This is a genomic window from Budvicia diplopodorum (assembly GCF_009800925.1).
Classification (GTDB): domain Bacteria; phylum Pseudomonadota; class Gammaproteobacteria; order Enterobacterales; family Enterobacteriaceae; genus Budvicia; species Budvicia diplopodorum.
Genome location: NZ_WOYF01000007.1, coordinates 110851 through 128506 on the forward strand (window position 1 = coordinate 110851; position 17656 = coordinate 128506).

The window sequence follows — 17656 nt, forward strand, 5'->3', positions numbered from 1 at the left end:
AGTCGGTTAGTTATTAGAATTTTAGACTGGATATATTGTGAGTAACTTGCTGTTCCGATGGCCCGTTCGGGTCTATTTTGAAGATACTGACGCCGGCGGTGTGGTTTACCATGCCCGTTATGCAGCCTTCTATGAAAGAGCGCGCACAGAGATGCTGCGTCAATACAATTATAATCAGCAACAATTGCTTAGTGAGCATGTCGCTTTCGCTGTCCGCCGAATGTCCGTTGAGTATATTTCTCCTGCCCGTCTTGATGACATGCTGGAGATTGAAACTGAAATAGTCGCCATCGGGGGCGCATCCCTTACGTTTGCACAACGCATCTTTGACCAACATAGTAAATTACTTAGCCAGGCCGATGTGTTAGTAGCATGTGTTGATTCACACCTAATGAAGCCAATAAAACTTCCTAGGTCTATTGTCGCGGAGTTAAATAAGTGACTGAAATGAATATCATGAGCCTGTTCTTAGAGGCTAGTTTACTTGTTAAATTTGTAATGCTGATTCTGGCCGGGTTCTCTATTGCATCTTGGGCTATTATTATCCAGCGTACTCGGATTCTGAGTACGGCAAGACGCGACGCTGAAGCTTTCGAAGATAAATTTTGGTCGGGTATCGATTTATCCCGCCTATACCAAGAAAGTAGCGCTCGTCGTGATGAGTTAGGTGGTTCTGAACAAATTTTTTATTCTGGTTTTAAAGAGTTTGCCCGTATCCATCGTGCAAACAATCATGCGCCAGAAGCGGCAATTGAAGGTGCGACTCGCGCTATGCGTTTGTCTCTGAACCGTGAGCTTGAGAATCTGGAAAACCATATTCCATTCCTCGGCGTTGTGGGTTCTATCAGCCCGTACATCGGTCTGTTTGGTACCGTATGGGGGATCATGCACTCCTTTATCGCACTGGGTGCCGTAAAGCAGGCTACCTTACAGATGGTAGCACCGGGTATTGCAGAAGCCTTGATTGCAACGGCCATTGGTCTGTTTGCCGCTATCCCTGCCGTAATGGCTCATAGTCGCCTTAACCTGCGAGTTGTCAAACTTGAGCAGAATTATGATAACTTTATGGAAGAATTTACCACTATTCTCCATCGTCAGGCGTTCTCTACTGAGACTAAATAGGCTAGGGGGTTAACGTGGCGTATAAGCGTTCTCGGCGCGGTCGTGATACCAAAGCCGAAATCAATATTGTTCCGCTATTGGACGTCTTGTTGGTGCTGTTGTTGATTTTTATGGCAACGGCCCCAATTATTACCCAAAGCGTTGAGGTTGATTTACCTGATGCTACCGATTCAACCGCAGTCGCATCTGATAATAAGCCGCCGGTGATTGTCGAAGTTTCAGGCATTGGTCAATATACGTTGAGGATTGGTGCTGAAAGTATTCCTCAAATACCTGAACAGCAGGTGGTTTCCGAAGCACAGGCCCGACTGGCCGAAGACCCGAAAACGGTATTCTTAATCGGCGGGGCTAAAGAAGTTCCTTACGATGAAGTGATTAAAGCGTTAAATATGCTTCATAAGGCCGGCGTGAAGTCTGTCGGGCTGATGACTCAGCCAATTAATTAGTTTTTGGAAAACAGCGCGTGGGAAAGGCTACAGAGCAAAACGATAAATTAAACCGTTCCGTGATGGTTTCGATAATCTTGCATATTTTAGTGCTCGGCATTTTAGCTATTGGCGCATTTATGCAAAAAGATGTCATCTTGGGTGGAAATAATGGAGGCGGCGCTGTTATTGACGCAGTTATGGTCGATCCTAGCGCAATGGCCCAGCAGTCAGAGCGAATAAGTCAGCAAAAGACCGACGCTAAACAGGCTGAAAAACGTCGTAAGCAAGAAGCCGATCGTCAGGCCGAAGAGCTAAAGCAGCAGCAGGCCGCTGAGCAGAAAAAACTGAAGCAGCAAGAGCTTGACCGTCTGAAGTCTGAAGATGCTCAGAAGAAGGCTGAAGCCGACACGGCTAAAGCTAAATCGGAAACAGCCAAGGCCGAAGCGGCAAAAGTCAAAGCTGATGCAGAAGCTGCACAGGCTAAAGCCGATGCGGAAGTACAAAAGAAGGCGGCAGAAGCGAAGCAGCAGGCCGATGATGCTAAAAAAGCAGCAGAAGCGAAGAAACAGGCTGATGACGCTAAAAAAGCAGCAGAAGCGAAGCAGCAGGCCGATGATGCTAAAAAAGCAGCGGAAGCGAAGAAGCAAGCTGATGATGCTAAAAAAGCATCCGATGCCAAAAAGGCCGCTGATGACAAGAAAGCTGCTGCTGAGGCAGCAAAACAGAGCGCCGACGTTGATGACATCTTTAGCGGTTTGACTTCAGATAAAAATACGCCATCAAACAATGGAGCATCAGGCGGCGGTACTAAAGCCGGTGCTTCTGGCCCGGAAGTTGACGGTTATATGAGTCAGGTTCAAGCGGCGTTGATGAGGAACTTTTTCGACGCTCAGTTGTATAAAGGAAAGACCTGTACGTTGCGAATTAAGATGGCTCCTGACGGTACAATCTATGATGTTAAAGCCGAAGGCGGCGATCCAGCACTGTGCCAGGTAGCTATCGCAGCGGCAAAAGTAACTAAGCTGCCTAAGCCACCGTCTACTGAAATTTATGAGAAGTTTAAAAATGCTCCCATAGATTTTAAGCCTCAGTGATGAAAGAATACCAACATAAATAACGCTTAGGTTTGATTTACGGTTTTTTTATGACCAATATTTTAAGGCTTAAGCTATACCGCTTTACTACTAATGAGCAATTTATCTTGGCCTAGAAGGTCTAGATAAGGGAGAGAACATGAAGCATGCATTTCGACTAGCTATGGGCCTGCTTATTTTATGGGCATCTGTGTTACACGCTGAAGTCAGAATCGTTATTACCCAAGGCGTTGACTCGGCTCGTCCTATTGGCGTTGTTCCGTTTAAATGGACTGGTTCAGGATCTGCGCCTGAAGATATTGGTGAAATTGTTGCATCTGATTTAAGAAATAGCGGTAAATTTAATCCGTTAGCTCCAAATCGCAATCCTCAATCACCGACGTCGGTTTCTGAAGTGACCCCAGCGGCATGGTCTGCGTTAGGTATTACTGCGGTAGTTATTGGCCAAATTCAACCAAGTGCTGACGGTAGCTTCTTAGTTTCTTACCAACTGGTTGACACATCTGCCGCTACGCCAAGCGTACTGTCTCAGAACCAATACAAAGTGACTAAGCAATGGCTACGCTACGCTAGCCATACGGCTAGCGATGAATCTTTTGAGAAGTTGACCGGTATTAAAGGTGCATTCCGCACCCGTATTGCCTATGTTGTGCGTAAAGCGGGCGGCCAATTCCCACACGAACTTCGCGTGGCCGACTACGATGGCTATAACCAGCTTGTTGTTCACCGTTCACCGGAGCCGTTAATGTCTCCGGCATGGTCTGCAGACGGTAGTAAGATTGCCTACGTTACGTTTGAGAGTGGGCGTTCAGAGTTAGTCTCCCAAACCTTGGCTAACGGCGCAATTCAAAAGGTTGCCTCTTTCCCTCGTCACAATGGTGCTCCGGCATTCTCACCTGACGGCAGAAAATTGGCGTTTGCTTTGTCTAAAGACGGCAGCTTAAATTTATACGTGATGGATCTGGCTTCAAATCAGATAAGCCAAGTAACTCGAGGTCATAGCAACGACACTGAGCCATCTTGGTATCCTGACAGCCAAACTCTGGCCTATACTTCAGATCAGGGTGGTAGACCACAGATTTATAAAGTTAATATTAACGGCGGTGCGCCGGCTCGCGTTTCTTGGGAAGGTGGTCAAAACCAAGATACCGATGTTTCACCAGACGGCAAATTCATGACCATGGTGAGCTCGGCAAGCGGTCAACAGCACATATCTAAAATGGATCTGGAAACAGGGTCGGTGCAAGTATTGACTGAGACCATGTTGGATGAAACGCCTAGCATCGCACCTAACGGTACTATGATTATCTACAGTGCCACTGAAGGGCTGGGTAGCGTATTACGTTTAGTGTCGACCGATGGGCGTTTTAAAGCGCGTCTTCCGACGACTGAAGGTCAGGTTAAATTCCCTGCTTGGTCGCCGTATTTGTAATGTAATGCATATGTGAATATGTATGGCAAATTTATTTAAAAGGATCGAAAAATGCAACTGAACAAAGTGCTAAAAGGGCTGATGCTGGCTTTACCTATTCTTGCTGTGGCTGCCTGTAGCTCAACGTCTAATAAAGATAACGATCAGTCTGGCCTAAACGGTAGCGGCGGTATGTTAAACGGCGGTAGCGGAATGGGAAGTGGTAATGGTTCCGCCGATGAACAAGCTCGTTTAGCGATGCAAGAGCTGCAAAGAAACAATATCGTATACTTTGATTTTGACCGTTACGATGTGCGTTCTGATTTCGCTCAAATGCTGGATGCTCATGCAGCGTTCCTGCGTTCAAACCCGTCTTTCAAAGTAACCGTTGAAGGTCATGCGGATGAGCGCGGTACGCCAGAATACAACATCGCACTGGGCGAGCGTCGTTCTAGCGCAGTTAAAATGTATCTGCAAGGCAAAGGCGTATCTAGCGACCAAATCTCTATCGTATCTTACGGTAAAGAAAAACCAGCCGTGTTAGGTCATGACGAAGCTGCGTTTTCTAAAAACCGTCGTGCAGTACTGGTTTACTAAGAGAACAACATGAACAGTAATTTCAGATGTTATTTACTAAGTCTGTCGTTACTGGCTGGCATAGCGGCCCCTTGGGCTGCTATTGCTGCTTCAACTGACGATCGTCTTACTCAGCTTGAGCGAATATCTGATGCCCACAGCCAGCTATTTACACAACTGCAGCAGCAGTTTTCGGATATGCAAAGGGATGTGGATACACTGCGTGGACAGATTCAGACCAGCCAGTATCAAGTGGATCAGATCGTAGAAAGACAAAAATTCATTTTGCAGCAAATGGATGAGCTGAGCTCTAAAGGTTCTGCAGCCGCAGCGACCACCGGAGCAACAGCGGCCGCTGGAGCCACTACTTCAACGCCAGCTACCGGTTCTGCACCTGCTAGTACGGGTAATGAAAAGCAGGACTATGATAACGCTGTGGCGCTGGTTGTTAATACCAAAGATTACGATCGTGCTATTTCGGCATTTCAAAGTTTTGTGAAGCAATATCCAAAGTCAACCTACCAGTCGAACGCTAATTACTGGTTAGGCCAGCTGTTTTACAACAAAGGCAAAAAAGACGATGCGTCATACTATTTTGCTACCGTTGTTAAAGACTATCCGAAATCGCCAAAAGCTGCTGAATCCATGCTGAAAGTGGGCATTATCATGCAAGAGAAGGGCGACAAAGATAAAGCGAAAGCGGTGTATCAACGTGTTGTTAGTCAGTATGCCAATACGGATATTGCGAAACAGGCTGAAAAGCGTTTAGCTGGTCTGTAATGGCCTTGAGTCGTGATAGTCTGCCTACTATTTTATCTGATTGTGCATTTTATGAGTCTAACCGAGTGAAATTCAGGCAGTTAGACTCTGAAAGATGAAATTATTGTTGCACACTGTCAGTAATTCAGTAATATATGCCGCCGTTGCCGGAGATAACTGGGAACGGTAAAAACGTTGGGGCGTTAGCTCAGTCGGTAGAGCAGTTGACTTTTAATCAATTGGTCGCAGGTTCGAATCCTGCACGCCCCACCACTCTTTTATCAATCAAAGAGTACCGTTGGGTCCGACGATAAAGTATTAAGAAATTGGGGCGTTAGCTCAGTCGGTAGAGCAGTTGACTTTTAATCAATTGGTCGCAGGTTCGAATCCTGCACGCCCCACCAATTTCAGAAAAAAGCGCCTAAGGCGCTTTTTTCGTTTATAGTCCACGGAAGCCAAAGCGTGCCGGATGAGAACCTAAAGGTTCGAGCCGAGCGCAGCGAGACAATGTTATCGAAGATAACGGCCCGTAGGGTGAGGCCAACGGCCGAATAATCCTGCACGCCCCACCAATTTCAGAAAAAAGCGCCTTAGGCGCTTTTTTCGTTTATAGCATCTGAGCTAAAAAACATCGCTCCTCGGCCGCTAGAAAAAGATAGTATTTCGACATTGTGTTCGCGGACGAAACTTACGCTGCAATCCAATTAAACCAATCTGTCAGCAACCTCACAATGTTCGAGCTATAACCAAATCAAACCTCTTTGTCAGCCCTGTCTATCAGTGAACCATTAATTCTAATTTTATCATCCTGAACGCCTGTCTAAGCCTCTTAACCATCAACCCCGATCATTGAGTCACTTTGGCTAATAAATCCCATAGCCTGACTTCACGCGGCTCACATGGCTATGCTTACCGTTAATCGATAGACCATTTGTTCAATTTATAAGATATTCGTCAAACAAAAATATGTTGAAGGGGATATTTACCGCCTAACTGTCTGTAATTGGCCGCAGATATAGATAGTATTGTTTGCTTATAGCAGATTGTTGTAGGCTGTAAGCTTGCTTCTATTATTTGACACCGGATGAGTGACGATGAATTACCAAAATGATGATGTAAGAATAAAAGAAATAAATGAATTATTACCTCCGGTTGCCTTACTGGAAAAGTATCCGGCAACGGAGACGGCGGCGGCAACGGTGTCTGGTGCCAGAGAAGCGATTCATAATATTCTCACCGGTGAAGACGATCGTTTATTAGTGGTTATTGGTCCTTGTTCCATTCATGACACCAAAGCTGCACTCGAATATGCCCAGCGCCTGTTGAATATTCGTTCACGTTTTGAACGTGAGCTGGAAATCGTGATGCGCGTATATTTTGAAAAGCCGCGTACCACCGTTGGCTGGAAGGGCTTAATTAACGACCCGCATTTAGATAACAGCTATCAAATCAACGACGGCTTACGCATTGCGCGTAAATTGCTGCTGGATATCAACGACAGCGGTTTGCCGACGGCCGGTGAGTTCCTCGATATGATAACCCCGCAGTACATGGCTGATTTAATGAGTTGGGGAGCCATTGGTGCCAGAACCACAGAATCTCAGGTTCACCGTGAGCTGGCTTCGGGTTTATCGTGTCCGGTTGGGTTTAAAAACGGTACCGATGGCACCATCAAAGTTGCTATTGATGCCGTCAACGCAGCCAGCGCGCCTCACTGCTTCTTATCGGTAAATAAATACGGACATTCAGCGATTGTGACTACCCGAGGTAATCACGATTGCCATATTATTCTGCGCGGCGGTAAAGCACCAAACTACGGCCCGGAAGACGTACAGGCGGTTAAAGAGACGCTGAATAAGGCTAAACTGCCGCTAAACGTTATGATCGATTTCAGTCACGCTAACAGCTGTAAGCAATATAAAAAGCAGATGGAAGTTTGTGATAGCGTTTGCCAGCAAATTGCCGCCGGAGATGCTGCGATTACCGGAGTGATGGTTGAAAGCCATCTGGTTGAAGGCGGGCAGGACTTAGAGGGCGGTAAGCCGCTGGTCTATGGCCAAAGCGTTACTGATGGCTGTATTGGCTGGGATGATACCGAGCTTCTGCTACAGAAGCTGGCCGATGCGGTTAAAGCGCGCCGTAAATAAATTGAGTTAAGAATAGAAAAAGGGAAAGCGTAGGCTTTCCCTTCTCATTTTTACCGGTTACACAACGGCTACTTTGCTTTTCCCTGATTGGCCACCGCCGCTGCCTTCGCGGCGATTTCATCGGCATTACCCAAATAATAGCGCTTAATTGGATTCATCTTTTCATCGAACTCATATACTAGCGGCACGCCGGTTGGAATATTCAACTCTAAGATTTCATCTTCGCCCATATTGTCTAAGTACTTCACCATGGCTCTAATCGAGTTACCGTGGGCCGCAATAATGATGCGTTCACCTTTCGCCATACGGGGCTTAATCACGTCGGTCCAGTAGGGTACAACGCGCTCAATGGTGGTAGCCAAGCTTTCGGTTACCGGTAAATCCGCATCGTTCAGGTTTGCATAGCGGCGATCGTGGCCGGGATAACGTTCATCATCTTTGGTCAATTCCGGCGGGGTTACTGCAAAGCCTCGGCGCCAGAGTTTCACCTGCTCGTCACCGTATTTTTTAGCCGTTTCGGCCTTATTTAGCCCCTGAAGTGCGCCGTAATGACGTTCATTGAGCTTCCAGGATTTTTCTACCGGCAGCCATTGGGTATCCATTTGGTCCAAAATATTCCACAGCGTATGAATAGCCCGCTTCAGCACCGAGGTATACGCGAAGTCAAAGGTAAAACCTTCGGCTTTTAACAGTTCGCCGGCCTGAATGGCCTCAGCACGCCCTTTATCCGATAATTCAACGTCGGTCCAGCCGGTAAAGCGGTTTTCTTTATTCCATTCACTTTCACCGTGTCTGACGAGAACTAATTTTGTTACAGCCATCATTTTCTCCTTAATAAACTCGCGATACAAATGGTAATGATTATCATTGTACTCTAAGCGAACGACAATTAAATAGCAGAATGTTGCTGATATACAATCATAGTTGAATTAATCGGGGGAAGAATAAGATTCAGATAACATCGTGAAAAAGCCCGGTATTTCACCGGGCGTTAGCCTAATTTGTCTCAAATTGATAAACCGTCATTGAACGGTAAGCCCCATCGGGTGATACCCAGCAGTCGGGCTGCGGCCAGTGCGGATGGTTAGGGCTGTTTGGTAGAAATTCAGTTTCCAGCGCCAGCCCGGCATGATTTTCATAAGTGCCACCGTCTCTGGCGGGGGTTCCCGCAAGGAAGTTACCGCTGTAGAGCTGCAGTGCAGGTTTGGTGGTGAATACCGACATCTTGACTTTGTTATCAGACGACCACAGGTGAGCCGCCGGTTTATCTCCGCTCAGGCACTGCGCATCAAGAAGGTAAGCGTGATCGTAGCCGCTGACCTGACGCTGGAATTCGTCCTGCAGGAAGTCTTGGCTAAGGGTCTTAGGCTGGCGGAAATCCATGCTGAGGCCATCTACCGGCGTTAAATCAGCGTTCGGAATTCCCTGACTATCGACGGGCAGGAACCTATCGCTATTTATTTGCAGCCGGTGCCCACGGCTATCATGGTTGATTCCGTCCAGATTAAAATAGGCGTGGTTAGTCATATTTATCGGGCAATCGCGATCGACCGTTGCCTGATAGCTGATTTCTACCCGATTATCATCGGTCAGGCTATAGGTCACCTCGACCCGCATATTGCCGGGGTAGCCATTGTCTCCATCTTCAGATTCTAGCCGGAACGTAACGGCTTGCTCAGCGCGCGTCAGAATCTCCCAACGACGTTTATCAAAGCTGTTTTCGCCGCCGTGGAGCTGATGTTCGCCCTGATTAGCGTTAAGAACAAGGGTTTTGCCCTGATGTTCAATGCGAGACTGAGAGATACGGTTAGCGTAACGGCCAACGGTCGCGCCTAAGTACGCCTGCTGGGCCAGATAGTCCTGCGGATGCTGACATCCCAGTAGCACTTCTCTTACGGACCCATCGAGCAAGGGCAAGCGGCACGAAAGCCATGTTGCCCCCCAGTCCATGGCTTGAATTTGGGTTCCTTGCGCATTTTTCAGCGTAACGAGGGTAAACGGTTTACCGTCCGGGGCTATTTGTCGTTGAGTATTTACCATAGTCCGGTGCCTCCTGAAGCCCGACAAACATAGAACACTTCTTTCATGCCGGTTTGTTGATGATATTGCTCACTGACCGCCTGACGGATCGCGTCAACCAGCGATTGCGGTGCCAGCGCAACGATACAACCGCCAAAGCCGCCGCCGGTCATCCGAACGCCACCGCGATTGCCAATAACCTGTTTCACGATGTTAACCAGCGTATCAATCGCCGGAACGGTGATTTCGAAATCATCGCGCATAGAACGGTGAGAATCCGCCATTAGCTGGCCCAATTCAGGCAAATTACCCGCGGCTAGCGCACTGGCCGCTGCCAGCGTGCGGTTATTTTCCGTAATCACGTGGCGAGCGCGTTTAAATACTATCGGGTCAAGACGATCTTTGGCACTGTTTAACTGTTCTAGCGTAACGTCCCTGAGGGCAGGCACGCCAAAGAATGCGGCGGCTATTTCGCACTGCTTGCGTCGAGCGTTGTATTCGCTATCCACTAGGCCGCGCTTAACGTTGGAGTTAATGATAATCACCGCCATATCTTTCGGCACGGGTACAGACCGAGTATGCAGACTACGGCAGTCAATTAACAGAGCGCGATCCGGTTCGCCTAATGCCGAAATAAGCTGGTCCATAATGCCGCAGTTACAGCCAACGAACTGGTTCTCAGCCTGTTGGCCGTTAAGCGCCAGCGCAACGTCATCAATATCTAACTGGTACAACGCCTGAAGGGTTTTGCCTACCGCCACTTCTAACGATGCCGATGAGCTCAGCCCGGCACCCTGCGGTACGTTTCCGCTGATGACTAAATCGGCTCCGCCAACGCCATCAACCCGTTGCTGTAGAAACAGAATCACGCCGCGCACATAGTTAGCCCACATATATTCAGGGTGTGATTCAATCTTTCCATCCAGCGAGAAAATATCCTGCTGGTTGTTATAATCGGCGGCAATTACCCGAATTTGTCGATCGTTGCGCTTGGCACAGCTGATAACGGTTTGATAATCAATGGCACAGGGCAGAACAAATCCATCGTTGTAATCGGTATGTTCGCCAATCAGATTAACCCGGCCCGGAGCCTGAATGGTTAACTCCGCAGAGTAGCCAAACTGCTGCTGAAAAATCGCCTGAGTCTGAGGTTTTAAATTATTCATCAATCTCTCCTGACTGGTTATAGTGAACATCGCTGACGGCCCGTAAACGCTCGGCGGCCTGTTCGGCCGTTAAATCGCGCTGAGCTTCGGCCAGCATTTCATAACCCACCATAAATTTACGTACCGTCGCCGAGCGAAGCAGCGGTGGATAGAAATGAGCGTGTAGCTGCCAGTGCTGATTATCCTGTTGATTAAACGGCGCACCGTGCCATCCCATCGAGTAGGGGAAAGAACAGTGGAATAGGTTGTCATAGCGGCTGGTCAGCTTTTTCAACGCCAGCGCCAAATCGCTTTTTTGTTCATTGGTCAGCTCTGTCATTTGCTGAACCTGAACTTTGGGCAATAACAGCGTTTCGAACGGCCACGAGGCCCAGTAAGGAACCACCGCCAGCCAGTGTGTAGTTTCAACTACCGTACGGCTTCCGTCGGCCATTTCTTTGCGTACATAGTCCAGTAACATGGGGGAGTGATACTGGTCGAAGTAGGCCTTTTGCAGGCGGTCTTCTCGCTCAATTTCGTTAGGTAAAAAGCTGTTTGCCCAAATCTGACCGTGTGGATGAGGGTTAGAGCACCCCATTGCGGCGCCTTTATTTTCAAATACCTGAACCCAAGGATAGGTCTGGCCCAGTTCGGCGAGCTGCCGTTGCCAGGTTTCTATAATTTTTTCAACACCGTTCAGTGGCAGCTCCGGCAGGGTTTTACTGTGATCTGGCGAAAAGCAGATCACCCGGCTGGTACCTCGCGCGCTCTGGCTGCGAATTAGCGGATCCTGTGACTCAGCGGCTTCTGGCGTATCAGGCATCAGCGCCGCAAAGTCATTGGTAAACACGTAAGTTTGCTGATAGTCAGGGTTAATATCACCGGTAACCCGGGTGTTTCCGGCACAGAGAAAACATTCAGGATCGTGAGCAGGGCGCTTAACCTGTTCAATCGATTCCTGCTGGCCCTGCCATGGGCGTTTTGCCCGGTGTGGTGAAACTAAAATCCATTGTTCGGTTAATGGATTAAAACGCCGATGCGGATGGTCCACCGGATTGAACGCTGGGTTATTCATCAGGATATCCTTGAGGGTTCGCAGACTGCCAGCGCCAGGTATCGGCGCACATATCAGCAAGATTAAGCTTTACCTGCCAGTTTAGCTCATTAGCGGCCTTGGTCGGGTCGGCCCAAAACTTGGCTAAGTCGCCTTCTCTGCGGGGAGCAAAGCGGTAGGCAATGGGTTTGCCGCAGGCTTGACTAAACGCATTGACCACGTCCATAACGCTGTAGCCAAAGCCGGCACCAAGGTTATAAATATAAACGCCGGGACGATTTGTCACTTTGTTCAGTGCGGCAATATGCCCGTCAGCAACGTCAAGTACGTGAATAAAGTCGCGTTGGCAGGTACCGTCCGGCGTCGGGTAATCATTACCAAAGATCGAGAGCGAGTCACGGCGACCAACGGCAACCTGCGCGATAAACGGCATCAGATTATTAGGAATACCCTGAGGGTCTTCACCCATGGTGCCGGAAGGGTGGGCACCGACCGGATTAAAATAGCGCAGTAAGGCAATACTCCACTCAGGCTGCGCTTTTTGCAGATCCTGAAGGCACTGCTCGATCATGAGTTTACTGTTGCCATAGGGGCTGGAAGGTCTACCCGTTTGCATGGTTTCGACATAAGGAACAACCGGCTGTTCGCCGTAAACGGTAGCCGATGAGCTAAAAATAAAGTTAGTGATGCCAGCACGGCTCATGGCTTCAACTAATACCAGCGAGCCGTGGATATTATTATCATAGTATTCCAGAGGCTTATTGACCGATTCACCGACCGCCTTCAGCGCAGCAAAGTGAATAACCGAGTCGATAGTATGTTCTGTGAAAATTTTGTTGAGTAGCGCCGCATCGCGCACGTCTCCGTGATAGAACTCGGGCCTATGGCCGGTTAACTTTTCAATACGATCGAGAACGCTGACTTTGCTGTTACAGAGATTATCAATCACCACCGGAGTATGCCCGGCATCGATCAGTTGTACGCAGGTATGGCTGCCTATGTAACCGGTACCACCCGTAATTAACACTTTCATTGAACATCCTCTCGTATATATCTATGGGTATATATTGGATATATATTAGCATAATCTTTTTTAACTAAAAGGGCGGTTATTGTAAATTGTGAAACCGATTACATTTTGAGTTGACGTCATAGCAATGGGAAGCGAATAAATAGACAGCAAGAGAAGAGGGGAAGCGATCGACGCGGGTATCTATGCTTTGCCGTAAAAAAAACAAACCCCGGAATGCCCGGGGTTTGTTTAGAAATAGATTAATCTAATTAACGGTGTAACCAGCCTTTAGTCGCTGATTTACCCTTAGTTTTAACGCTGTTAGGCGGAGTTTGAAACATATAGTCGACGGCATTATCTAAACCAATAGATTGATAGCCAGCCAGTTCAAAGCCATACGGATTCTTGCTGGTAGTGCCATAAATCACGGTTTCAAACGTCATTGGAAGCTTGCCGTTATTGACTAACCATGATTTATCCATTTTATATTCAGGTACTAAGCGAATAGTGGAGCCGTTAACCAATTCAAAATCGCTGCTCTTAATCAAGCCAAACTGTTGTACTTGGTTATCGTCGGTAACGATATAAACGTGGTTGACCAGAAATAAGTACCCGGCGGCACCAATCAGTAAACCAACGACGCCTGCGCCTTTTCTAAGTTTGATGTTTTTACGAAAAAGAACAAATAGCGAAACGGCTAAAATAACGGCGATTACGCCAAATATGATTTGAAATGTAACAATAGAAAACATGATGTATTAATCCCTTAATAGAGTAACAAAGCATAATAATAATGGAGTCGTAAGATCGGACCATCGCTATACCCGTCATACTTCAGGCTGCCTGTGCGTTGGCTGCGTTATGGCAACTTGAATTATTTTGGGTATATCAGCTAAGTATGGTTTTCCCTATCTACTCTTTGGCAAGTCTAACATTTTCTTTTTACCGTTCCAAGCTAGTGCTACATTGGATGCAGCGCCTTTGGCTAGAGGAAATTATGACTCTTGTACCCACGCGGTGGTATTGGTGATATGTGCCATACCGGCTAAGGCCGTCATGCTTTGTTGATGAGCTTCTTGCGTTGCCGCTGCGCAAAGATCTTCTAATATACTGACTTTAAATCCTAAATCGTGAGCCTGTCTGGCCGTGCTTTGGATCGCCATTAATGAGCTAACGCCACCGAGCAACAGATGGTCATAACCGCGGTCATTTAGCCACTGCTGTAATTGATTACCGGCAAAGGCTGAAACGGCTTTTTTCACTACAATTTCATCTTGAGCGTGAACGTCCAACCCTTCGGCCCAATCGCAACCGTTAGCACTCAGGCGCAGCCTTCCTGCCCGTTTAGCGCCGCTAAACATCGGAGAATTAGCCGGAATATCATGGTAATCATCAGCAAAACCGACTTTAATCCAGATAACCGGAACGTTTTGGCGGCGGGCATAGGCCGCGGTGCTGTTCGCCAGTGGAATAATGCCTCTGGCCTGAGTCTGTGAGTGGCTGGCCGAGTGCTCGCCGACAATATCCTGAATTAAATCAATAATAATTAGTGCAGATGACATAAACGCTCCTAATATACTGGCTCAAGGGAAATCAAACGTTGTGGCGCGCTTCTTTAACGCTTAAAACCAACGGATATGTCTATTATCGTTCAGTATGTCTTATTGTAGATTACCGGTTGCTATCAGCGCACCGGCAGGGTGGTTTTTATCCGTAAACTACGGTTTTTTTGACTGTATTAATGATATCAATTCAATTAATAAACGCTACACTGTCACTTCTTGTGGCTTTCTCATCTTCTTAAGCGTGGAATTATCGAATGCGGTGTAACTAGCCCCTTTTTTCAACGGCGTAAGCATAGCTGTTGCCCGTAGGGATAAAGCTTAGCCGATGAGTAATACATTTTGGCGCATCTTCGGCATGATGAGAAACAAACAACAGCTGGCTTCTTCCTTCGCCGATAAGCACATCAATCCAACGCTTAACTAACTGACGGTTCAGCGGGTCTAACCCCTGTAATGGTTCATCCAGTATCAGCAACGTAGGATGTTTGACTAAGGCTCTGGCAATCAGCGTTAACCGCTGTTGCCCCCACGACAGTGAATGGAAAGGCATATCGGCCAACTGAGTTAACCCTAACAAATCGAGCCATTGTTGAGTGAGTTTTTCCTGCGTATCCGACGTGGCCTGATAGATGCCAATAGAATCTAAGTAGCCGGAAAGAATCACGTTACGCACGCTAACGCTGACCCGGTAGTCCAGATGCAGATTGCTGCTGACGTAGCCAATGTACTTTTTGATATCCCAGATGGTCTCACCGCTGCCGCGTTTACGCCCGAACAGCGTCAGGTCATTGCTATAACCCTGCGGATGATCGCCAGCGATCAGGCTGAGTAAGGTGGATTTACCCGCACCGTTAGGCCCAACAATCTGCCAGTGTTCATCGGGCTTTACCTGCCAGTTAAGGCCGTTAATGATTGCCCGATCGCTATAGTGGATAATACAGTTATTCAGCGTGATGAGCGGCGTGTTCGGGGGAAATAGCGCCGTTGCGGTGACTTCGGCCGGTGGAAGCGCAATCCCGGATAGCCGCTCACTTTGGGCTAACTGGGCCACCAGCGCTTCTGACAGAATTGCCTGACGCAGCCCCGAACGGGTCAGGTGGCAGTCGGCCAATACGCCAACGTGGGTAATAAACTCGGGAATTTCATCAAAGCGAGTAAGCACCAGAACTACGGTCAAGCCTGCGGCCGATAGTTCTGACAATAGCTCCGCCAACTGCTGCCGGGATGCAACGTCCAGCCCGTCAAACGGCTCATCCAGAATGAGTAAATCAGGTGAGGAAAGTAATGCCTGACAAAGCAGCGTTTTTCGGGTTTCTCCGGTTGAAAGATATTTAAACCGACGGGTGAGCAGGTGGCTGATACCAAACATCTTGGCCAACTTCAGGCATTCTAGCTCATTGGCCCGTTCTAGCTGAATAATCTCCGCCGTGGTTCGACCGGTATCATCCTCACTTTCACTCAGCATATCGGTATTATTTCGTTGCCACTCTTCAGTCACCAATTGCTGTAACTGCTCAAAGGAGAGGCGAACGATGTGTTTAAAACTGCATTCTCTGCGACCGGTTAATAGCGTCAGTTCATCCGACAGCGCTCGGGCGAGCGCCGACTTTCCGCTACCGTTCGAGCCGACAAAAGCCCAACGCTGCCCTTCATTTAAAGACAATATTGGCAAGGATAGGGTTTTAGTATGGCTAAGCCTAAAGCACCCTTCTGAAATGGTTAACTGTTTCATAAAATGCCCCTTCAATTTGAATGTTGATCGGCTATTTCTGCTTATTGCCCCGGTCAGCCAGCATGGCAAAGAGTAAATTAAAAATCATCGACATAAAATGCGGGTGGTGGGTAAATTAAGATTTATTTGCCAGATATTCGACAGAGCTCGTGAAATTTTGGCCATTGAGGTTTAACGAATTTCAAACAGGCCAAAAGAGGGGAAACAATATCGCCATCCCGTTAGAACGACATAGCGATATGAGCGGAGTGATAAACTCAGGGTTAATTCCGGATTAGCACAGCGTCGCAATAATCACGCTTTCTGCGCTAAAGCTTGCCCAAAGCGATTGCTTGCTCTTAAGGCACAGCCTATCCGCCTCTTCATTAACGATGGTGGCGCACAGGGCTTCACCGCCGTCCAATTGCATCAGCACTTCACTGCTTTTTTCACCGCGTTTTACCGACGTTACCTGACCATGAAGGCAGTTATCGCCGTTTTTTACCTGAGCCGTATGCAACGAGATCGAGGGCGCTTTCACTAAGGCTAATACCTCTTTGCCCGCCGATAGCTGCAAGCGTGCTGCGCTTTGTTGGGTCAGCGACGCATTGATTTGGGTTTTGCCGTCGGCCATCAGCACCACAATATTGTCCTGAACTGAGTTTTCATGGCTGGATGCCAGCGTGCCAAAAAACTGGTTGCGGGCGCTGGTTTGTAACGAGAAACGGGCAATCGCCGCCAGTAGGCTGTCAAGCGGCAGGCTGTCGTCCTGTAACACGTCAAAGGCTTTTTGCTGTATTTGACCCAGCAGATCGTAAAGCTGAATCAGCCTCTGGCCGTAGGTGGTCAGTACGGCACCTCCGCCGCCTTTACCGCCGGTACTGCGTTCAACCAGCAGGTGTTCAGTGAGCTGATTCATTTCATTAACCGCGTCCCAGGCGCTCTTATAGCTGATATCGGCTAGTTTAGCCCCCTGACTAATTGAGCCCGTGTGTGCTATTTGCTTTAATAGTGCGATACGTCGAGGGTCGGCAAATAGATTGCCCTGTAGTTTGAGCGTCAGTAGAATTTCAGCGTCCATGGATGTATCTGCCCGTTTAACAAAGGTATGATTCATTGTTACCTATTTTTGGTATTCTGCCAAACTCCCTTTTGCAGCACGTTTAGATGAAACTTATCTGCGGATAGTTGCTAAACTTTGTGTTATTATTTAGCTATCTGCTGGCTATTGATTAGCTGTAAATATACAGTTCACCAGCGCGTTAAGGTTTAAATGAGGTACCTATGGAAATATTAAAAAGTTTGTTTGTAGCCACCTTAATGGTACCCGTCGTAATGGCTTTTATTCTGGGTTCGATTTACGGTCTTGGCGAACTTTTTAACTTTATTTCTAATCTTGGTCATAAAGATAAAAAGAAAATTTAAGTTTCTGCCTGGCGGCAAAAAATACCGGCCTTGTTTAATCAGGCCGGTATTTTTTTGCGTATTATTGGGTAATCATCTTCTGCGAATAGGTTGATTCAGTCGGTGACAAATAAGATTCAAGTCGCTATATTGTGGTTTATATATCGAAAGCTTCCGCTATCACCGTTCAGTCGACCAACCAATGAGGT

18 protein-coding genes, 2 tRNA genes and 1 other RNA gene are annotated in these 17656 nt (G+C 47.7%); 12 read left to right on the forward strand and 9 right to left on the reverse strand.

Annotated elements, in window-relative coordinates; translation table 11 throughout:
- Positions 1-37 precede the first annotated feature (37 nt).
- The 11 genes from ybgC to aroG all read left to right on the forward strand — a co-directional run bounded on the left by ybgC (position 38) and on the right by aroG (position 7537).
- Entirely contained in the window at positions 38-442 is a 405-nt protein-coding gene (gene ybgC / locus GVI43_RS09120) for a tol-pal system-associated acyl-CoA thioesterase (protein ID WP_159566553.1), read from the forward strand.
- A complete protein-coding gene (gene tolQ / locus GVI43_RS09125) occupies positions 439-1122 on the forward strand; it encodes a Tol-Pal system protein TolQ (protein WP_159566554.1) in 684 nt (227 codons plus the stop codon). Before ybgC ends, tolQ begins: the two co-directional genes overlap by 4 nt.
- A gap of 14 nt (positions 1123-1136) precedes the next feature.
- Positions 1137-1568 (forward strand): colicin uptake protein TolR, encoded by a 432-nt coding sequence (tolR, locus tag GVI43_RS09130; RefSeq protein WP_159566555.1) that lies wholly within the window; start codon positions 1137-1139, stop codon positions 1566-1568.
- Positions 1569-1585: 17 nt separating this feature from the next.
- On the forward strand, positions 1586-2644 hold the full coding sequence (tolA, locus tag GVI43_RS09135; RefSeq protein WP_159566556.1) for a cell envelope integrity protein TolA: 1059 nt from the start codon (positions 1586-1588) through the stop codon (positions 2642-2644).
- A 139-nt stretch (positions 2645-2783) separates the two neighbouring features.
- Positions 2784-4076 carry a Tol-Pal system beta propeller repeat protein TolB gene (gene tolB, locus GVI43_RS09140; RefSeq protein WP_159566557.1) on the forward strand — a complete coding sequence of 431 codons (1293 nt, stop codon included), beginning with the start codon at positions 2784-2786 and terminating at the stop codon, positions 4074-4076.
- Between the two features lie 51 nt (positions 4077-4127).
- Complete coding sequence (gene pal, locus GVI43_RS09145; protein ID WP_159566558.1) at positions 4128-4652, forward strand: peptidoglycan-associated lipoprotein Pal; 525 nt, start codon at positions 4128-4130, stop codon at positions 4650-4652.
- A gap of 9 nt (positions 4653-4661) precedes the next feature.
- Entirely contained in the window at positions 4662-5411 is a 750-nt protein-coding gene (cpoB, locus tag GVI43_RS09150) for a cell division protein CpoB (protein ID WP_159566559.1), read from the forward strand.
- A 176-nt stretch (positions 5412-5587) separates the two neighbouring features.
- A tRNA-Lys gene (locus tag GVI43_RS09155) sits at positions 5588-5663 on the forward strand.
- Between the two features lie 55 nt (positions 5664-5718).
- Positions 5719-5794: transfer RNA gene (locus tag GVI43_RS09160), tRNA-Lys, on the forward strand.
- A 44-nt stretch (positions 5795-5838) separates the two neighbouring features.
- Positions 5839-5962, forward strand: a non-coding RNA gene (locus GVI43_RS09165) — RtT sRNA.
- 522 nt (positions 5963-6484) lie between these two features.
- Entirely contained in the window at positions 6485-7537 is a 1053-nt protein-coding gene (aroG, locus tag GVI43_RS09170; protein ID WP_159566560.1) for a 3-deoxy-7-phosphoheptulonate synthase AroG, read from the forward strand.
- A gap of 68 nt (positions 7538-7605) precedes the next feature.
- Here aroG and gpmA read toward each other — a convergent pair whose 3' ends face one another.
- The 9 genes from gpmA to modE all read right to left on the reverse strand — a co-directional run bounded on the left by gpmA (position 7606) and on the right by modE (position 17124).
- The gene (gene gpmA, locus GVI43_RS09175) at positions 7606-8358 is read right to left on the reverse strand and encodes a 2,3-diphosphoglycerate-dependent phosphoglycerate mutase (protein ID WP_159566561.1); all 753 of its coding nucleotides are present in this window, start codon (positions 8356-8358) and stop codon (positions 7606-7608) included.
- Positions 8359-8533: 175 nt separating this feature from the next.
- Positions 8534-9577, reverse strand: coding sequence for a galactose-1-epimerase (gene galM / locus GVI43_RS09180; RefSeq protein WP_159566562.1), 1044 nt, complete (start codon positions 9575-9577; stop codon positions 8534-8536).
- Positions 9571-10722: a galactokinase gene (gene galK / locus GVI43_RS09185; RefSeq protein WP_159566563.1), complete on the reverse strand. Its 1152-nt coding sequence runs from the start codon at positions 10720-10722 to the stop codon at positions 9571-9573. The genes galM and galK overlap by 7 nt, the downstream gene beginning before the upstream one ends.
- Positions 10715-11776, reverse strand: a complete 1062-nt coding sequence (galT, locus tag GVI43_RS09190) for a galactose-1-phosphate uridylyltransferase (protein WP_159566564.1) — start codon at positions 11774-11776, stop codon at positions 10715-10717. Before galT ends, galK begins: the two co-directional genes overlap by 8 nt.
- Positions 11769-12788, reverse strand: a complete 1020-nt coding sequence (gene galE, locus GVI43_RS09195; protein WP_159566565.1) for a UDP-glucose 4-epimerase GalE — start codon at positions 12786-12788, stop codon at positions 11769-11771. Before galE ends, galT begins: the two co-directional genes overlap by 8 nt.
- Positions 12789-13036: 248 nt before the next feature.
- A complete protein-coding gene (locus tag GVI43_RS09200; RefSeq protein ID WP_159566566.1) occupies positions 13037-13519 on the reverse strand; it encodes a hypothetical protein in 483 nt (160 codons plus the stop codon).
- Positions 13520-13762: 243 nt separating this feature from the next.
- Positions 13763-14329 (reverse strand): cysteine hydrolase family protein, encoded by a 567-nt coding sequence (locus GVI43_RS09205; protein ID WP_159566567.1) that lies wholly within the window; start codon positions 14327-14329, stop codon positions 13763-13765.
- A 268-nt stretch (positions 14330-14597) separates the two neighbouring features.
- Positions 14598-16064, reverse strand: coding sequence for a molybdate ABC transporter ATP-binding protein ModF (gene modF / locus GVI43_RS09210; RefSeq protein WP_159566568.1), 1467 nt, complete (start codon positions 16062-16064; stop codon positions 14598-14600).
- 274 nt (positions 16065-16338) lie between these two features.
- Positions 16339-17124 carry a molybdenum-dependent transcriptional regulator gene (modE, locus tag GVI43_RS09215; RefSeq protein ID WP_159566610.1) on the reverse strand — a complete coding sequence of 262 codons (786 nt, stop codon included), beginning with the start codon at positions 17122-17124 and terminating at the stop codon, positions 16339-16341.
- Between the two features lie 203 nt (positions 17125-17327).
- On the opposite strand from modE, the gene GVI43_RS09220 reads away from it, so the two are divergent.
- Positions 17328-17468 carry an AcrZ family multidrug efflux pump-associated protein gene (locus tag GVI43_RS09220; protein ID WP_159566569.1) on the forward strand — a complete coding sequence of 47 codons (141 nt, stop codon included), beginning with the start codon at positions 17328-17330 and terminating at the stop codon, positions 17466-17468.
- The last annotated feature ends 188 nt before the right edge of the window (positions 17469-17656 follow it).

Excerpts from the sequence above, each read along its gene's own strand:
- GVI43_RS09200 (WP_159566566.1), bottom strand. The coding sequence starts at position 13,519 with ATGTTTTCTATTGTTACATTTCAAATCATATTTGGCGTAATCGCCGTT.
- gpmA (WP_159566561.1), bottom strand. The coding sequence starts at position 8,358 with ATGGCTGTAACAAAATTAGTTCTCGTCAGACACGGTGAAAGTGAATGG.
- galM (WP_159566562.1), bottom strand. The coding sequence starts at position 9,577 with ATGGTAAATACTCAACGACAAATAGCCCCGGACGGTAAACCGTTTACC.
- galT (WP_159566564.1), bottom strand. The coding sequence starts at position 11,776 with ATGAATAACCCAGCGTTCAATCCGGTGGACCATCCGCATCGGCGTTTT.
- modF (WP_159566568.1), bottom strand. The coding sequence starts at position 16,064 with ATGAAACAGTTAACCATTTCAGAAGGGTGCTTTAGGCTTAGCCATACT.
- modE (WP_159566610.1), bottom strand. The coding sequence starts at position 17,124 with ATGGACGCTGAAATTCTACTGACGCTCAAACTACAGGGCAATCTATTT.
- galE (WP_159566565.1), bottom strand. The coding sequence starts at position 12,788 with ATGAAAGTGTTAATTACGGGTGGTACCGGTTACATAGGCAGCCATACC.
- GVI43_RS09220 (WP_159566569.1), top strand. The coding sequence starts at position 17,328 with ATGGAAATATTAAAAAGTTTGTTTGTAGCCACCTTAATGGTACCCGTC.
- aroG (WP_159566560.1), top strand. The coding sequence starts at position 6,485 with ATGAATTACCAAAATGATGATGTAAGAATAAAAGAAATAAATGAATTA.
- pal (WP_159566558.1), top strand. The coding sequence starts at position 4,128 with ATGCAACTGAACAAAGTGCTAAAAGGGCTGATGCTGGCTTTACCTATT.
- galK (WP_159566563.1), bottom strand. The coding sequence starts at position 10,722 with ATGAATAATTTAAAACCTCAGACTCAGGCGATTTTTCAGCAGCAGTTT.
- cpoB (WP_159566559.1), top strand. The coding sequence starts at position 4,662 with ATGAACAGTAATTTCAGATGTTATTTACTAAGTCTGTCGTTACTGGCT.
- tolB (WP_159566557.1), top strand. The coding sequence starts at position 2,784 with ATGAAGCATGCATTTCGACTAGCTATGGGCCTGCTTATTTTATGGGCA.
- GVI43_RS09205 (WP_159566567.1), bottom strand. The coding sequence starts at position 14,329 with ATGTCATCTGCACTAATTATTATTGATTTAATTCAGGATATTGTCGGC.